This is a genomic window from Aliivibrio sp. SR45-2 (assembly GCF_963890165.1).
In the GTDB taxonomy this organism is placed as follows: Bacteria; Pseudomonadota; Gammaproteobacteria; order Enterobacterales; family Vibrionaceae; genus Aliivibrio; species Aliivibrio salmonicida.
Genome location: NZ_CAWPRC010000151.1, coordinates 32,907 through 48,763 on the forward strand (window position 1 = coordinate 32,907; position 15,857 = coordinate 48,763).

Consider the following 15,857-nt stretch of genomic DNA (forward strand, 5'->3'; position numbering starts at 1 on the left):
CGGAAAATCTACTTCCTATTCATTATTTGAGGCACTGCGGTGAACACAACAACATCAACTCAATCACAATCTGGTTTATTCGTTCCAGTGATTGCACTTTCTTTATTTGCTATAGCATCTGGGTACTTAATGAGTCTTATCCCATTGATGTTAAGTCAATATGGAATGGAGGCGAAATACGCCAGTTGGTTAGCAAGTGCTTTTTACGCAGGCCTATTAGTTGGCGCAGGATTAATTGAACCTTTTGTTGCTCGTCTTGGTCACAAAAATGCATTTGTATTATTCTTAGCATTACTTGCTGCAACTATCGTGATCTTACCTGTAGCCCCTGTTGAATGGGTATGGATGACTCTTCGTTTTGTGGCTGGTATTGCGGTTGCAGGCGTTTTTGTTGTTGTTGAATCTTGGCTGCTTATTGGTGACGCTGAAAGTCGTCCAAAACGCTTAGGTTTATACATGGGTGCTTTATACGGTGGTTCATCTTTAGGTCAACTGGGTATCGGTTTTATTGGTATTGAAGGGTTACTTCCTTATTATATGATCATTGGCTTACTTATGATGGCTATTGCATGTTTACTGTTTGGTAAAGGTGCTCAACCCCAAGTTCAGCATCATAATATATTAAACCTAAAACAAATTTTAAAACTAAACAAAGCGTCTATTATGGGCTGCGTTGTTTCTGGTTTATTACTCGGTGCAGTTTATGGCCTGATGCCTCTAGAACTAAAACACCGTAATATTAATATCACTCAAATTGGCAGCTTAATGGCGTTGATTGTTTTAGGTGGAATGGCAGTTCAACCATTAGTTTCGTACTTATCTCGACACTTAGGGAAAACATTATTGATGGCATTATTCTGCGTGCTGGGCGTTTTTGCTATTGGATTAACTACGCTAAGTGATCATGCTGCCGTTCTAGCAACCTCATTGGTGCTTCTAGGCATGGCCGCTTTTGCTATTTATCCTATTGCTATCTCTTTGGGTTGTGATCAGTTGGATGAGTCTTACATTGTTTCAGCAACACAAGTAATGCTATTTAGCTATAGCATTGGTTCTGTATGTGGCCCTGTATTAGCAAATACACTAATGAACACTGCTGAAGGTTTAATGAGCTATTTATTCGCCATTCTACTAGCGACCGCTATTTATATGTTACTAGCGAGTATGCGCCAACAGCGACCAATGGTTGCTGGCGAATAACTTCTAACCGGTAAAGCCTTTCTTTTCATAAAAACTAGGTTCTTAGGGTTCATAGCGATACAATAGCCCTAAGAATTCTTGATGAGTAATGACCAATGGAAGATACACAATACGTTGTGGAATGGGGTGATACGATTACCCTAAGCTTTGAAGGCGCCCAAATTGTTTCTGCATATCACACTTGCCCAGAAGAAGGCGATGAGATTGAGCTAGACTTTGGCGAAGGTTGGTTCCAAGGCCCTGACGATGAAGAATATCGTATCGAGATGCAGTTAGCACCTTTCCATCCTTATGATGAAGATCCTGTTCGTCTAGCAAACATCACCATTAATGGTGAGATTGTGAAAATTCTAGAAATTACAGAAACCGCTGATGGTGAGTTCTTCATCGAACCAAGCGACGGCGATTATTAAATAATTTTTTAATCGAATAATAAGAGCACACGGTTTAATTAACGGTGTGCTTTCTTCGTTTAGTCTCTAGTAAATAGACTTATTTCGGTAATTCTTTCATCATTCGTTCTGATATGTTACATATTGTCTTTCATTTTCAAGCGCGTATCTAGGCAGTTATCAATGAGAGCAATTGTTCATCAATTTGGTTTAGCACCAGAATCTATCACAGTAGAACCTTATACTTCAAAACCTTTGACTCCCTTTCAGATTCAGCTAAAAATGCGTTACAGCACAATAAACCCATCTGATTTAATTACCATTTCAGGGGCTTATCGCTCGCGTATACCGCTCCCTTTTATTCCAGGCTTTGAAGGCCTTGGTATAATAAAAGAACGCTACGATTCACACTCTGCATTTTCTATTGGCGACCGAGTTCTCCCTATTGGCAGTGCTGGCGCATGGCAACACTATCGAAATATAGACGAAAAATGGTGTTTTACGATCCCAAACCAACTAAGCGATGAACAAGCGGCAACCTCTTACATAAACCCAATGACAGCATGGTTGATCGTATCGGAACGCTTACGTCGACACAAAGAAATGACATTAGTCATCAATGCGGCCAACTCAGCGATTGGACTCATACTAATACGGATGCTCAATCACCTAAGAATAACGCCAATAGCATTGGTTCGTCGAGATAACACAGAAGCAGATTTTGAAGGATGTAATGTTCGTAGCATCATCAATATACAAAACAGAGATAGCGTACAACAGCTTTTGGAGAGTAAACAGAGTACTGGAATAGACGCGGTTCTTGATTGTGTTGGAGGGATAGAAGCCTTGCAATTATCACACTTACTTAAAGAAGGCGGACAATTCATTAACTACGGTTTATTATCAGGAAAACCAATCCCCCCTACTTTTTGGCGTGAACGATCTGATATTGATTTTTCTTATTTTCACCTAAGACAATGGATTCATTCTTCAGAAAAAAACATCATCCAAGAAAAACTCAATGAAGTCATGCTGCTCGTTTATAGTGGCATTGCAGATACGATCATTAGCGCTCATTTTTCTTTAAATGAGATCCATAAAGCCATCACTTATATTCAAGATAAGAAAAAGACAAAAAAAGGGAAAATACTGATTACATTTTAATACTCTCGTTCAATACTGTATGGAATAAAAAACGTATTGAACGACAAACGCATTATTTATTTAATTGTTTTTCCATTGATAAGTGTGGAATACCCGCTTCCATAAACTCTTCGCCATAAGGTTGGAATCCTAATTTAGTATAAAAGTCTATTGCGTGCTTTTGCGAACCTAAATAAACACGTTGATACTCATTATTTTCAGCAACACTCATCAGCGATAACACAATTTTAGAGCCCAAACCTTGCGCACGGTACTCTTTAATAATTGCAATACGTCCGATATGCCCATCATTAAGAATGCGACCCGTTCCTACCGCTTTACCATCAGATAACACAAGCGCATGTACCGCGACCTCATCTAAACCATCGAATTCAATCTCAGGATCAATCTGCTGTTCCTTAATAAACACCGTATCACGGATGCTACGGATCGCACTTTTATGATCACCGGTATATTCAACATTCTTAACTTCAAACATGTTAATACTCACGCTATATTTATTATCAAATTGGTATTAGGGTATGTTATAGAGGTTGAAAGCATTAATGCCTTCAACCTTTATCAATACACATGAAACTTAGACTTATAACTCTTCGTTATTTTCTTCGTCTAAATTCGACATTAACTTTTCTAATCTTGCTAAGTCAATGGCACTTGATCGTACTGTCAGTTTAATATGACTGTATTCATATTCTTCTTTAACGACACTCATGCTTGAACGAATTTCCCCAATAATACCTTTAGCGGTATAAGGCACAATGATCTCTTCTTCAATCATTTCGTGTTGAGAAACCCCAACGATATATTTGTGTAGTTTAGCAATATCAAGCGGGTTTCGAGTTGACGTCATCATCGCATCAGGAAACTCTTCCATTAACTCTTCTTGTTGCTCAACAGTCAGTTGGTCTGATTTATTAAGTACAAGTAGTTTCTTAACGTCTTCAACCCCGACTTCTTTTAGTACTTCATGCACAACATCAAGTTGTGTACGGAAAGACGCATCAGAGGCATCAACAACATAAAGCAGTAATGAAGCATCATGTGCTTCCGCTAGTGTTGAGTGAAATGAGGCAACTAAGTCGTGAGGCAGCTTTTTAATAAAACCAACAGTATCGGATACTAAGATACGAGGCTGAGTCACTGGATAGAGTGCACGTACCGTCGTATCAAGCGTAGCAAAAAGTTTATCTTCTACTAATACTTCACTTCCCGTAAGCGCTCGCATCATGGAGGATTTACCTGCATTGGTATACCCAACTAAAGCCACACAGAAAAGCTCTGAACGTTGTTTACGGCGGCCTTTCAGCTCACCTTGAACGCTTTCTAACTCTCGACGTAATTCAGCTAATTGATCTCGAACTTTACGGCGATCTAGCTCTAGATCAGTTTCACCGGCACCTTTACCCATTTGGCGTTCATTATCACCAATGGTCGATTCTCTTAATCGCGGTGCGACATAATTAAGGCGAGCCATTTCAACTTGTAAACGTGCCGTTCGAGTACGAGCGTGACGACTAAAGATTTCAATAATAATACCGGTACGGTCATACACTCTAATGCCTAATTGGTTTTCGACATTACGTAACTGTGACGGACTTAAATCGCAATCAAATACCACTACATCAGCGCATGCAAATGGCAGATCTTCTGAAGGAACGTCGTCAAAATCTGTCTCATCAAAGAAATCTTCAGTATCAGCGTCATCACTCTCGCCTTGATTACCAGTAAGATGCGCTATTTCAGCCAATTTACCAGACCCCAGAACATTCACTTTTTGAGTAGAACTTTGTTTTTGCGACTGCGTACCGACGACTTTAAACCCTAGGGTAGTCACTAAGCGAGCAAGTTCTGCAAGTGAGTCTTTTGCCTCATCACCTTTAAACTGCGGTGTGCAGATAGAAATAAGTAAAGCATTAGTAAGTGATGCTTTTTCTGTTAGTTTCATTATTTTCTCTTAGTGCACCTAAGTGCAAACTTGGTTTTATCTAAAGTTACCTGATCCTACGCTGTTATAGATGAGCTTTATAGAGGAATAGAACACTAAATACATATATTATTTTAATTGGAGAAAAAACGACGTCATTTAGCGAGTATATTCCGCTATATCACCTTTTCAACCTTACATTTTCAATAAGACCATACATTTAGTGTTTCAGGGCTGATTTTCTGAGCAGCTTGAACGGTAAGATATGAGGGGGCGATCAACTTACATCAAGCAGAGAATTCAGACAACGCTAACATTGCCGCATCGGCTTTCTCTGTTTGAACAAGAATGTGATCATGATAATAAGCCGCAATAACGTTCGCACTAATATTATGCTCAGTTAATTTTCTAGCAACTTCCGCGGTTAAACCCACAGCATCTAAACTTGAATGAATTGTTAAAGTAATGACTTTGAATGTCGATTCAAATTCAATTCCTTCTTGCTCTGCGTGATTTTTAGTCACCACTAAAGTAAGCCCTTCTTTTTCTCTAAAAGACGCCAATGGCATTAAATGCTGATAGTCACCATACTCACCAGGCAAAGAACAAAAAACATACTCATCACTCTGAAGCTCTGGTGACATCGATTTCAATAATATCTTTAAATCTACAATTCCACTCATCTACACATTCCTTTATTTTCTCAACATTGTCTAATTTAAGTTGGTGGTAATTTAGATGAATTATCATCTAAGTTAACTTTAGGACTGATCAGGACATAATCCATGATATTACGACCAATTGGAGCCGCATATTTCCCCCACCCTGCATTCTCTAGTACCGCTGCAACTAAAACCTTGGGCGTATTTAATGGGGCAAAACTCGTAAATAAAGCATGATCTCGCAAGTGCTCTGCCACCTCTTCTGAATCGTATTCTTCACCTTTTGCTAAACCAAATACCTGACTCGTCCCTGTTTTACCACCCGCTTCGTACGCTAAATTTTGAAATAATTTACGTGCCGTCCCTGACACTAATACGCGATGCATTCCTTCTTTTGCTAAATCCCAATATTGTTCTTTAGCGCCACTGACGGGCGGAAAATCTTTAAATGCCACAGATTCAAACTGCCCATCTTCCATCACTGATTTTAGCAAATGTGGTCGATGTACCACACCTTTATCTGCAACAACCGCGGTCGCTTTTGCAATTTGCATTGGCGTTGCAGTCCAATAACCTTGTCCAATACCAACAGGGATTGTATCGCCTTGATACCAAGCTTGGTGATAATTATTATGTTTCCAGTCTCGTGTTGGCATATTAGCCGAGCTTTCTTCTTTAATATCAATACCAGATGGTTCCCCATAACCGAATTTATTCATCCATACCGACAATCGATCAATTCCCATATCGTAAGCAACTTGATAGAAGAAGGTATCTACTGACTTTTCAATCGCCTTTACAACATTCACCTCACCATGCCCCCAACGAACATCATCACGAAATTTACGGCTTTTAGAGTGTGGTATTCTCCACCAACCAGGGAAATTACTTGTTGTACTTGGTGTGATCACCTTCACACTCAACGCTGCCACTGCTATCTGTGGTTTCACAGTTGAACCTGGAGGATAAACGCCTAAAGTCGTTCGATTTAATAATGGAAGATCAGGATCATTCAATAAGGCATTATAATGTTTTGATGATATACCATGAACAAACAGGTTCGGATCATAACTAGGACTGGATACCATCGCTAATACCGAATCATCTCTAGGATCCAACACCACGATAGACCCACGACGATGATAATCTTCCATCTTATGAGTCGTAGGATTTTGTTTCTGAATCGTTAATTGCTTATAAGCATACAACTGCAGACCCAAATCAATATTTAATTTTATGTCTTTACCTGAAATTGGAGCGACATAATCAAGAGTTCGAACAATACGTCCACGGCTATCCACTTCTACTTTTTCGTAGCCTGATTGGCCGTGTAATGTGTCTTCATAATAACGCTCAATACCTAACTTTCCGATAGTACGAGTGCCTTTATAATTAGTGTATTTATTCCCTTCTTTAAGATGACGAATATCACGATCATTAATTTTACCGACATAACCTAAAACATGGGTTAAGCTGGCCCCGTATGGATAATAACGTTCAAGATACGCATCAATATGAATTCCATCATAATGAAATTGATTCACTGAAAACTCAGCAACTTGCACTTCACTCATCTGCTCTATTAAGGTAACAGGGCGAGTCCTTAACGTTCGGCTCATTGCCTTTTTAAATTCAGTGATTTCATCATCATCCAAACTCAGCATTTTTTTTAATGACGCTAATGTACCCTCCATATCATCTATCTTGGCGGGAATTAACTCTAAAGCATAGACAGGGACGTTTTGTGCGAGTAGTACCCCATTGCGGTCATAAATTCGACCACGATTCGGCGCAACAGAAATAACTTTAATACGGTTATTGTTTGAACGAGCTTGATACTGATTGTGATCTTCAACTTGCAGATGATATAAGTTATAAATCAACCCTCCAATACCTACCAATATAAATAGGAAAGCAATAATAACTCGTCGAGCAAATAAGGATATTTCAAATTGATGATCTCTGAATAGCATCTTTCTGTTGGGCATAACAACTCTTTATAACTGAGGGACGGTCACTACTCTACCTTCTTTTCTGTGAGGTATTTATTGGCAGGATTTAATGTATTAAATAGGGCTCTAATATACTCGCTTAAGATCCATTTGCGATACCCCCTGTCATTTTTTACCGAAAACTAACATCAAATAGAATAACTTGTTTGTGAATATCAAGCGCTAAGACGGATCAAGTTAGATCACCCGGTTAAAACCAATAGATATTCAGAAAAGATAAAAACAGAAATGAATAGAATAAAAAATCACAATAGAAAGTGGTAAAGCACTGAAAAGTAATAGTATGAAGATTAAATACGCATTATTTTTAGAGGGTATGCAGTAGATTTTTTAGATTATCGTTAGCTTGTGTACTCTTTTTTGTACTCTCAGTGGGCACTGAGCAAGCTATAGATACGAAAAAGCCCCGAATAATCAGGGCTTTAAAATGTGGTGGTGAGTGAGAGATTCGAACTCTCGGTACGTTGCCGTACACACACTTTCCAGGCGTGCTCCTTCAGCCACTCGGACAACTCACCAAGTCGTTGACTCTTTCAAGACAACGAGCGCTAATTTAATGATTTAACCGCTTAGGGTCAAGGCCTTTCTTACTGAATATGTCTATTTGCTTTATTTTTGTTCGCCATGACGATCTTATAAGCGTATTGAAGCGCTTATTATGTATAAAATCACAGATTTACTGTTTAAAAATAAAGTCACTACTGCACGTTAATTACAAAAATGGTGCAGCTGAAATTGTAGAAATACCAATTAAACCAATAAGGCTTAAAAACAGCATTGCATAAAAATGTCTTTTCATTATTCCATTAATCTAAATTAGGTCTCAAACGGGAGATGCATTAATAAAATGTATTCTTTACATTTTATACATAAGCATTAACAATGCATACTGCTTTTATGTTACTAATTTTTACACTCTTTGCGTATAGCCAGGAACTTTGAATGCTTTACGGCATGCATCAAGAAAATATCCATAAAAAACACCCATCACACATGAAACAGCCGCATTACTTGATACTGCGGTAATTATTTGATCGGTACTCGCCCCAACCGTAAATAAAATAGCCGCGTAAACCGGTGATTGAAATAATACATAAGCCGTTAAATCTGCAACGTTCTTTATAAACGACATCGATGATACTCGAGATCCTTGGCGTAGCATAAAGTCTCGAAAAACACCGTAAGGCCATGCAATCGCTATATTAACTGGAATAGACAGCGTGCGTGACGCTAGAGATTGCTCAAACGTCATTCCTGAAATAAAAATTTCAATGAACATGCCCGTAATAAAACAAAAAATCACCATTGCAAATGTATCAGCCGCAGCATTGCGAATACTAAATGGTCCTTTTCTAGACATTCTTTTTCTATCCCCAAAAAATAAAGTTAATAATACTACTCAAAGTGCAACCTACAGTCATACCGACCACCAATAATGGCATGAGCAGTAATTATCGCTATTAAATCACAACTTAATCAGAATTAGATATCGAAGTTAAAAGCATGTAGTAAATTTACAACTATTTTCTGATTTAAAATCAGATTAATCCGCTACCTCTTACATTTCGTAGTTTAATTTCACAATATTGCAACTTGTCACTATCAAATACCGCGTAACATTTCAGTTCAGACAAGGAGAAAAGTTCTTGATACAATGAGTAAAACTTGAATGAAATGAGAATATTATGTCTTTATCACTTACTGAAATTCTTTCAAACCCTGAATTTGAAAATACATTACTAACAGAAGCCCAAACTCAAGGCTTTGTTGCCGCTATGGCTGTTGCTCCTAACTTAATTAGCCCAAATGAATGGTTAGCTTTTCTATGGGGTGGTGAAGAAGTATCTCCATTTACAACAGCTGAAGAGTTAGAAGATTATGCAAACGCAGTTGTCAATTTATGGAATGAATATCGCGAGTCTTTCTTAAATGGTCAATGGCAATGGCCAGAAGCTTGCCAACTTGACGATGAAGAAATTGTAACCACACAAACTCGTCAGTTTTCTGAAGGTTTGTTACAAGGTTGGCAATTAACGCGTGATGATTGGGAAACGTTGATGCCAGAAAATAGTGAAAATAACGCATTACTTGGTGGTGTATTACTTTCAATCAGCATGCTTTTTGATCCAGAAACCGCATTATCTACATTAAAAGAGCAAGGCATTGCAGGCTTGGACGAATTCGTAGAAATCTACAAAGCGGTACCAATGATGCTTTGTGGCTTAACGATGCGTGGTAGTGAACTAGCAGAAGCAGATGCAAGCAGAGATGAGTAAATCTAGATAAACAAAGATTTTCCAGAAAAATGGCGACCAAATCGGTCGCCATTTTTTATTATATGAATCATGATATTTACTCAGTAATGCATTTCATCATTGGCGCTAAATGGTAATTATCATTTTTGTTTTCAACGTATCATTCTTCCATCAAAAACACTTTGGATTGGATGCCACCAACTTTTGGAAGCAAAAAATGACAATGAATGATTTTAAACACTCAGATTTTTATCACATACTAAAAGTCGCAAAAGAACTCGGTATTTCTATATCTCAGTTTGTAATAAACTCATGCTTAAATATAGGTAAAGGTCTCGTTTGGACAAGTAAGAAAACATACCGTTATGTTATGAGATAATAACGACTTAATCCCTATAATAAAATAAAAAATCTCGTTACTTTATTTAAAAGATAACGAGATTTTACGGTCAGTACGTCAAATCAATTAACGTTGGTTGTCTGACTGATTTAAACGACTACTCACTAAACTTGCCACCATTATCGCTAAATAAAAACTACCAATAAGTGACTCTAAAAAAACAAAGAATTTAGGTATGGGTAAAACAGGTGAAATATCGCCATACCCTACCGTTGTTAATGTAATGAAACTAAAATAAATCACTTCAAATAAATTATCTATCCAAGCCTTATCTTCAATACCATAAAATGCCTGTGGAAAAAGTTCTATTTGAATAAGATAGATAATTGCCCATGACATCCCAAGCAATAAATAAACGCAAACAGACCCTACGATCTGATTGCGGCTAACATAATCTGTTAACATGACTTGCTTTAGCGCGGCATAAGTATGAGACAGTAAAAAAAACAATAACGCTGTTAATGTAATTAAGGACCAATCATAACCTTCAAAAAATGAAAATATTCCCGAGATTGCGGCAAGACTTAATAAAAAGCCATACCAACTTCGATAAAAGGTTTGTTTATGATTTACACCCACAATAGAAACCGCCAAACAAATAATGATCAACGCCAAGATCATTTTTTGGCCTCCTTCAAATAGTTGTTGCATTACCGAACTAGTAAACAGAAGACCTAATAAAGCAAAAAATAAAAAGTAGAAATTATCATCCCTTGACACTTTTTTCATTGTTACTCCTCTTTTGATTCACTATCTAACCAAACGGTAAACAACTGATAAGTTAAACTCAAGACTACTGCCCCAACGAATAAACCGACAATACCTGACATCGCCATTCCACCTAATGCCCCTAATAAAATAACCAACATAGGAATATTAGAACCACGACTTAACAACATTGGTTTTAATATCGCATCACTGCCACTAACGATAATGCACCAAATAAGAAAAATGACAGCCGTTGTCGTGGTATCTACGCTAAAAACGTAAAAAATAACAGGCAACAGAGCTAAGATAGGAGGGAGCTGGATTATCGCGACAAGCATAACAAGTAGCATCCATAACCCAATAGCAGGAACACCCGCGAATGCCATGCCTAAACCTGCCATCATCGATTGTATTACAGCAACACCAATCACCCCTTGAACAACACTTCTCACGGTTTTTTTTGATAATGTCGTTAATGCTTCACCGTGCTCACCAGTAAGTCTATCTGCTATTACGATAAAGGCACGTTCACATTTATCAGCATTAGCCATAAAAACACCCGCGATAATGGTAGAGATAATAAACTGTATGAAACCACCGCCAAGCGAACCAGCTAAAGAAGCTAATTGACCAGCAATCGCCTTAACTTCTTCTCCATATTTTAAAAGCACACTTTCTAAGTTAGACGATACTTGAACACCAAATGCATAAGCTTTCTCACCAATAACAGGCCAATCAGCCATACTTGCTGCTGGTTTAGGAATTGATATCGTCCCATCTTGGTAACCAGAAATTAATTCTGATCCACTCGTATATAAACCAGTAGAAAGTGCAATAAGCGGCACCAATAAGAGTAATACACCAACAAAAGCTAACCCCCCACTCATCTTGCCTTTGCTTATTCTAAATTTATTATGCCCCCATGATACGACTGGATATAACGCAGTTGCGATAATTCCCCCCCAAACCACAAGTAATATAAAAGGCCTTAATATAGAAAAGCACCAATAAAGTAGAATCGCAATGGCTGCAATTTTTATGAACGCATCAATTGCTTGTTTTGAAAAGTTCGCTTCAAGTTTCATAAACATTCCTTGTTATTTATGCGCACTTAAGTTTGCATAGTTAAAAATTTCCAATGACGCGTCTCTAAAAAGAAAGAAACAACGATCATATAAATTCCAATCAAAAATAATTGAAATATACGTATAAAAATATTGTTATCAATCTCCCCTGAACTCATTAATGTACTGCCTAACAACACAAGTACAGTACTAAATGCGGTTGCGTAAATCGGGGCTTTTTCTGGTTTAGTATAAATTTGTGTCGCCATAATAATGGCCACAAGTGAAATAAATAATGTATAAAAAATGATGTTAGGTGCAAGGCTTAAAACACCAAATACACCGATGGCGAGTAAACCACCAATACCATTGCTAAGAATTAAAAATGCACTTAATTTAATCGATTTCTCACCTGTTATCATTAATGACAGCAACGCAATAAACATCATCGTTAATAGTGCTTCTGATATTTGAAAAATAAAGAAAAAACAAACTACAGGAAAAGAAATAATCATCGCTCTAAACGCCGCATACCATCGTTGTTGCTTTGATAATGGGGAAGATTGATAACCTGTGAATTTCGATTCTGACTCAGGGAAGTAAATATGAACAAAAGCAAAAATAAGTACCGCGACAACTCCAGAACTGCTTAATCCAATGGCTAAAAATACAGACACACTAGGATTTGATATCGCCATAAAGGGCAACATAAGTACCGCAATAATTAATATTGTTGCAAACAAGTTCCACTTAGGATCAGTAAACAAATAATACCCCCACAACATCATTAATCCGATAAGGATTAACATTGGAATTGGGTACTGGGTGATGCCATTCGATAAAAATAATCCAAGCGCAATGGTTACGACCATCGCGAGCATCAATTCATAAATGGTTTCTTTGTTTAACTCTGGTTTATCTAATAAAAATTTAGCGACAAATACTGGTGCTACAAACGCCAATGGCCAATCAATCAACGCAGCTAAAAACACCGCTAAGCCAACACCGACGGTATATCTTATTATCTTAGTTTGGGTTCGAGAATCCTCGATAAGGCTATCTGACATAAGACATCAAGCTCACAAAGCGGATCCACAATTTACCAATAGTATTAAAAATAACATTATCACCACTGTAGACGATCACATCCGCTTGGCCACCAATTCGTAGTAATCCAATTGCTTGTGAGTGATCAAACTCAATCGCTATCGGTAGCATTTGTGTTTGACGTAACCAACCCGTTTGATTATTCGCTTGCGCTAATTTACCCGCTTGATCATTCTGCCCCCAATCAACCCCCCAATCGACACTCGTTACTGTGCCTTTAATTACTTTTCCTGGAGCAAAATCAAGCGCAACCTCAACAGCATCTCCAACCTTAATGTTACCTAAGCTATTCTCTCGAAAATAAGCTTCAATCCATATGCTTTCTGTCGAGACAAATGTCATGATAGGCTGTCCCGCTGACGCGTAAAAACCTTCAGATAAACTAAAATTAGAAACACCACCAGCGGTAGGTGCTTTGATTTCTGTCCGTTCTAAATTAATTTGGGCTTGCTCTAATGCTAATAACGCCGCTTTAATCTGACTGTTGTCTTCTCCATCGGCTCCTAATTGGCGTTTTGATTTCTCAAGATCAGCTTGTGCATTAACAACATTTGCCCTTGCCGTTGCCAGTGATGCTCGAGATTGGTCAGCATCAGATTGAGACACAACTCCACGCTCTGCCATTTCAAGGATTCGACCAGATTGTAATCTCACATTTTCTAATTCAACATTCGCACTCGTTAATCTTGCTTGCGAAGAAGCAATCACTGCCGTTTGCGCCCCAACATTTTGACCTGCAATTTCCAAATTTTGTTCTGCTTGTTTTACTGCAATTTCATAATCGACAGGATTTAGCTTAGCGAGTACCTCTCCTTGTGCTACAAGCTGATTAGGCTGAACTAAAATATCAAAAACTTGCCCTGATACCTGTGGTTTAATTGGAACCACATACCCCTTCACTCGTGCGTTATCTGTAAGTGGAATGACTCGATCAGAAATAATGCTAAATAATAATAAAGTAATGACCGTGATTAGTAGGTAATTTGTTATTTTCCGGACTTTATTTGTCTTTTTAACCGTTTGATTAACTGATTTGTTTTCTGCCTTTGTGTCTTCTATTTTTTCCGTCATATTTATAACCTACTACCTAATTGATTCTATTCATATATGTATAGCTGCTTTCTTAAATTAATGGAGTGATGTTTATCAAAAGTCACTTATTATTTAATAGTTTATTAAAATAATAAATTCTAACGATAGAAACACTGTCGCACTTTGCATTTGAGTTACCTGTCGCAAAAAGAACAGATAAATCAATATATCAAACTAAGTAGGATGAAAACTTACCACTTTACGCCAATAATTAATTCTATAAAGAATGGATTAGTAAAAAGAAGGGAGATATTAATGATAAAAAAAGCCTCAAAACCACTACCAATGATCCGGACTGGATACACAAAAATCCTTTTAGACGTTTTTTCAAAGCACGGGATCAATATTCAGGCATTATTAAATGACTCCGGTTTACCACCCGATCTTTTTGAAACAGATAAAGACTATTTACCCGTAGAACCGGTGAAACGTCTCGTATATTTACTGTCTTCACAAGTAGGCGTAAATAGTTTTAGCGAGTTGTTACGCATCGCATTCCGTCAACGAATAATACCCCAGATACTTAAACAATTTGATACCACCGCAACCGTTAAAGAAGCTCTTGAAAAAGTAAATGCCATATTCAATCATGACTCTCCCGGCAGTGAAATTACATTTGAAAATCAATATGATAAATATTGGCTTTGCCGCTCAGCCCCTTACGAAAATACACTCTATTTTATTTGGGGTGAAGTATTTGCCGTCTTATATATCATCGAACTCATTCAGGCATTAACAAAATCAGATTGGTTTCCTGAACAAGTAAAGGTCCAACATATTGATGATGATGTGATTCGTTCAGCGCTAAATAAAAAAACACAATTCTTTATAGCTCAAAGTAAAAGCGCGTTATTAATTGATGAAAAAACGCTCAATTCTACCGTTAAATTTATTCCATCAGACACGAAACATAAAGAACCATTCATTGAATGGCATTCTAGCTTCAGTGATAGCGTCTTTACCTCGTTGCTTCCTTATGTTCGTGAACACTCTCTCAGCATCACTCAAGCCGCTAAGCTATTACAAATGACAACCAGAACCTTCCAACGTCGACTAAAAGAAGAGAGAACATCATTTAGACAGTTAAAAGAAAGCCTTACTCTATCTATATCATGTGAATTGATGGAAGAAGGTCATTCACTAACTCATATATCAAACCAACTTGGTTATAACAACATTTCCCACTTTTCACGGGCATTCAAACGCATTAGTGGGCTAACACCAAAAGTATATAGAAAGTCGATACTTGGGCTTGCACAATAAATTTACCATTATACGCCAACCGATTTTCTTTCACTTTTAATACGAATGATGATTAGGCAATATAATAAACAGAACAACATCGAACAATTCAATTAATAGCTAGGAATTACTATGAGCTCAGTAGAAAAAGAATATGGTTTTAATACTCCACAACGTTTATTTGTAGGTTACACACTTGCAGTATTGGTCGATTTAACTGTACTAAACTTTTTTGATGAATATTGGGATTTTGTGAATATCGAATCATTCACAATCTCTTTTGCTGCTGCAATACTCCTGCAGTTATTACTAAAACTATCCATAAATGCAGAGCATAGAATTGCTGATTATTTTAAAAACAAACCAGGAACCGCACCAAAAATATACCGTGGTTTAAGCAGTTATGTCATATTAGTCGGTAGTAAATTCGTTATGTTAGAGGCAATTAATATTCTATTTGGTGATAAGGTATCGTTTGACGGTCCATTAAATGGTGTCGTTGCTTTCTTTGCCGTAGTATTTACGATACTCATAGCAGAAATTACCGTATCTAAAATTTACTTTGCTTTAAGTGACAAAAAATAATTAATCAAGCTTACTAAAAGAACCGATAAAAATGGCGACCGCATTGGTCG

General features: G+C 37.5%; 15 protein-coding genes and 1 tRNA gene. 6 read left to right on the forward strand and 10 right to left on the reverse strand.

Features of this window, described 5'->3' with window-relative positions; genetic code table 11:
• Positions 1-39: 39 nt before the first annotated feature.
• From AACV33_RS10320 to AACV33_RS10330, 3 genes are all read left to right on the forward strand, one after another.
• A complete protein-coding gene (locus AACV33_RS10320) occupies positions 40-1,200 on the forward strand; it encodes an MFS transporter (protein WP_182700178.1) in 1,161 nt (386 codons plus the stop codon).
• 95 nt (positions 1,201-1,295) lie between these two features.
• Positions 1,296-1,613 (forward strand): hypothetical protein, encoded by a 318-nt coding sequence (locus AACV33_RS10325; protein WP_012550489.1) that lies wholly within the window; start codon positions 1,296-1,298, stop codon positions 1,611-1,613.
• Between the two features lie 162 nt (positions 1,614-1,775).
• Positions 1,776-2,756, forward strand: a complete 981-nt coding sequence (locus AACV33_RS10330) for a zinc-dependent alcohol dehydrogenase family protein (RefSeq protein WP_182700179.1) — start codon at positions 1,776-1,778, stop codon at positions 2,754-2,756.
• Positions 2,757-2,808: 52 nt separating this feature from the next.
• Here the strand turns inward: AACV33_RS10330 and AACV33_RS10335 are convergent, their stop codons facing one another.
• The 6 genes from AACV33_RS10335 to AACV33_RS10360 form a co-directional block, all read right to left on the reverse strand.
• A complete protein-coding gene (locus AACV33_RS10335; RefSeq protein ID WP_012550487.1) occupies positions 2,809-3,234 on the reverse strand; it encodes a GNAT family N-acetyltransferase in 426 nt (141 codons plus the stop codon).
• Positions 3,235-3,339: 105 nt separating this feature from the next.
• Entirely contained in the window at positions 3,340-4,701 is a 1,362-nt protein-coding gene (gene hflX / locus AACV33_RS10340; RefSeq protein WP_012550486.1) for a GTPase HflX, read from the reverse strand.
• A gap of 266 nt (positions 4,702-4,967) precedes the next feature.
• Complete coding sequence (locus AACV33_RS10345) at positions 4,968-5,363, reverse strand: ACT domain-containing protein (RefSeq protein ID WP_017022912.1); 396 nt, start codon at positions 5,361-5,363, stop codon at positions 4,968-4,970.
• Positions 5,364-5,398: 35 nt separating this feature from the next.
• Positions 5,399-7,330, reverse strand: a complete 1,932-nt coding sequence (gene mrdA, locus AACV33_RS10350; RefSeq protein WP_182700180.1) for a penicillin-binding protein 2 — start codon at positions 7,328-7,330, stop codon at positions 5,399-5,401.
• 454 nt (positions 7,331-7,784) lie between these two features.
• Positions 7,785-7,872 (reverse strand) — tRNA-Ser (locus AACV33_RS10355).
• A 392-nt stretch (positions 7,873-8,264) separates the two neighbouring features.
• The gene (locus AACV33_RS10360) at positions 8,265-8,714 is read right to left on the reverse strand and encodes an L-alanine exporter AlaE (RefSeq protein WP_017022910.1); all 450 of its coding nucleotides are present in this window, start codon (positions 8,712-8,714) and stop codon (positions 8,265-8,267) included.
• Between the two features lie 325 nt (positions 8,715-9,039).
• On the opposite strand from AACV33_RS10360, the gene AACV33_RS10365 reads away from it, so the two are divergent.
• On the forward strand, positions 9,040-9,630 hold the full coding sequence (locus AACV33_RS10365) for a UPF0149 family protein (protein WP_023603768.1): 591 nt from the start codon (positions 9,040-9,042) through the stop codon (positions 9,628-9,630).
• A gap of 445 nt (positions 9,631-10,075) precedes the next feature.
• On the opposite strand, the gene AACV33_RS10370 is transcribed toward AACV33_RS10365, so the two are convergent.
• Genes AACV33_RS10370 through AACV33_RS10385 form a run of 4 tightly spaced genes read right to left on the reverse strand, consistent with a single transcriptional unit; the run spans position 10,076 to position 13,959 of the window.
• Entirely contained in the window at positions 10,076-10,738 is a 663-nt protein-coding gene (locus tag AACV33_RS10370) for a potassium channel family protein (protein ID WP_012550482.1), read from the reverse strand.
• Between the two features lie 2 nt (positions 10,739-10,740).
• Positions 10,741-11,802 (reverse strand): AI-2E family transporter, encoded by a 1,062-nt coding sequence (locus AACV33_RS10375; RefSeq protein ID WP_182700181.1) that lies wholly within the window; start codon positions 11,800-11,802, stop codon positions 10,741-10,743.
• Between the two features lie 26 nt (positions 11,803-11,828).
• On the reverse strand, positions 11,829-12,848 hold the full coding sequence (locus AACV33_RS10380; RefSeq protein ID WP_182700182.1) for a DUF2955 domain-containing protein: 1,020 nt from the start codon (positions 12,846-12,848) through the stop codon (positions 11,829-11,831).
• Positions 12,838-13,959, reverse strand: coding sequence for an HlyD family secretion protein (locus AACV33_RS10385; protein ID WP_182700183.1), 1,122 nt, complete (start codon positions 13,957-13,959; stop codon positions 12,838-12,840). Before AACV33_RS10385 ends, AACV33_RS10380 begins: the two co-directional genes overlap by 11 nt.
• 276 nt (positions 13,960-14,235) lie before the next feature.
• Here AACV33_RS10385 and AACV33_RS10390 point away from each other — a divergent pair, with 276 nt between their 5' ends.
• Positions 14,236-15,243: a helix-turn-helix domain-containing protein gene (locus AACV33_RS10390; protein ID WP_182700184.1), complete on the forward strand. Its 1,008-nt coding sequence runs from the start codon at positions 14,236-14,238 to the stop codon at positions 15,241-15,243.
• Positions 15,244-15,354: 111 nt separating this feature from the next.
• Positions 15,355-15,807: a hypothetical protein gene (locus AACV33_RS10395; RefSeq protein ID WP_017022904.1), complete on the forward strand. Its 453-nt coding sequence runs from the start codon at positions 15,355-15,357 to the stop codon at positions 15,805-15,807.
• Positions 15,808-15,857: the final 50 nt, after the last annotated feature.

Bases quoted from the DNA above. Each gene is read 5' to 3' on its own strand.
- AACV33_RS10325 (WP_012550489.1), top strand. From the start codon at position 1,296: ATGGAAGATACACAATACGTTGTGGAATGGGGTGATACGATTACCCTA.
- AACV33_RS10330 (WP_182700179.1), top strand. From the start codon at position 1,776: ATGAGAGCAATTGTTCATCAATTTGGTTTAGCACCAGAATCTATCACA.
- AACV33_RS10335 (WP_012550487.1), bottom strand. From the start codon at position 3,234: ATGTTTGAAGTTAAGAATGTTGAATATACCGGTGATCATAAAAGTGCG.
- hflX (WP_012550486.1), bottom strand. From the start codon at position 4,701: ATGAAACTAACAGAAAAAGCATCACTTACTAATGCTTTACTTATTTCT.
- AACV33_RS10345 (WP_017022912.1), bottom strand. From the start codon at position 5,363: ATGAGTGGAATTGTAGATTTAAAGATATTATTGAAATCGATGTCACCA.
- mrdA (WP_182700180.1), bottom strand. From the start codon at position 7,330: ATGCCCAACAGAAAGATGCTATTCAGAGATCATCAATTTGAAATATCC.
- AACV33_RS10360 (WP_017022910.1), bottom strand. From the start codon at position 8,714: ATGTCTAGAAAAGGACCATTTAGTATTCGCAATGCTGCGGCTGATACA.
- AACV33_RS10365 (WP_023603768.1), top strand. From the start codon at position 9,040: ATGTCTTTATCACTTACTGAAATTCTTTCAAACCCTGAATTTGAAAAT.
- AACV33_RS10370 (WP_012550482.1), bottom strand. From the start codon at position 10,738: ATGAAAAAAGTGTCAAGGGATGATAATTTCTACTTTTTATTTTTTGCT.
- AACV33_RS10375 (WP_182700181.1), bottom strand. From the start codon at position 11,802: ATGAAACTTGAAGCGAACTTTTCAAAACAAGCAATTGATGCGTTCATA.
- AACV33_RS10380 (WP_182700182.1), bottom strand. From the start codon at position 12,848: ATGTCAGATAGCCTTATCGAGGATTCTCGAACCCAAACTAAGATAATA.
- AACV33_RS10385 (WP_182700183.1), bottom strand. From the start codon at position 13,959: ATGACGGAAAAAATAGAAGACACAAAGGCAGAAAACAAATCAGTTAAT.
- AACV33_RS10390 (WP_182700184.1), top strand. From the start codon at position 14,236: ATGATAAAAAAAGCCTCAAAACCACTACCAATGATCCGGACTGGATAC.
- AACV33_RS10395 (WP_017022904.1), top strand. From the start codon at position 15,355: ATGAGCTCAGTAGAAAAAGAATATGGTTTTAATACTCCACAACGTTTA.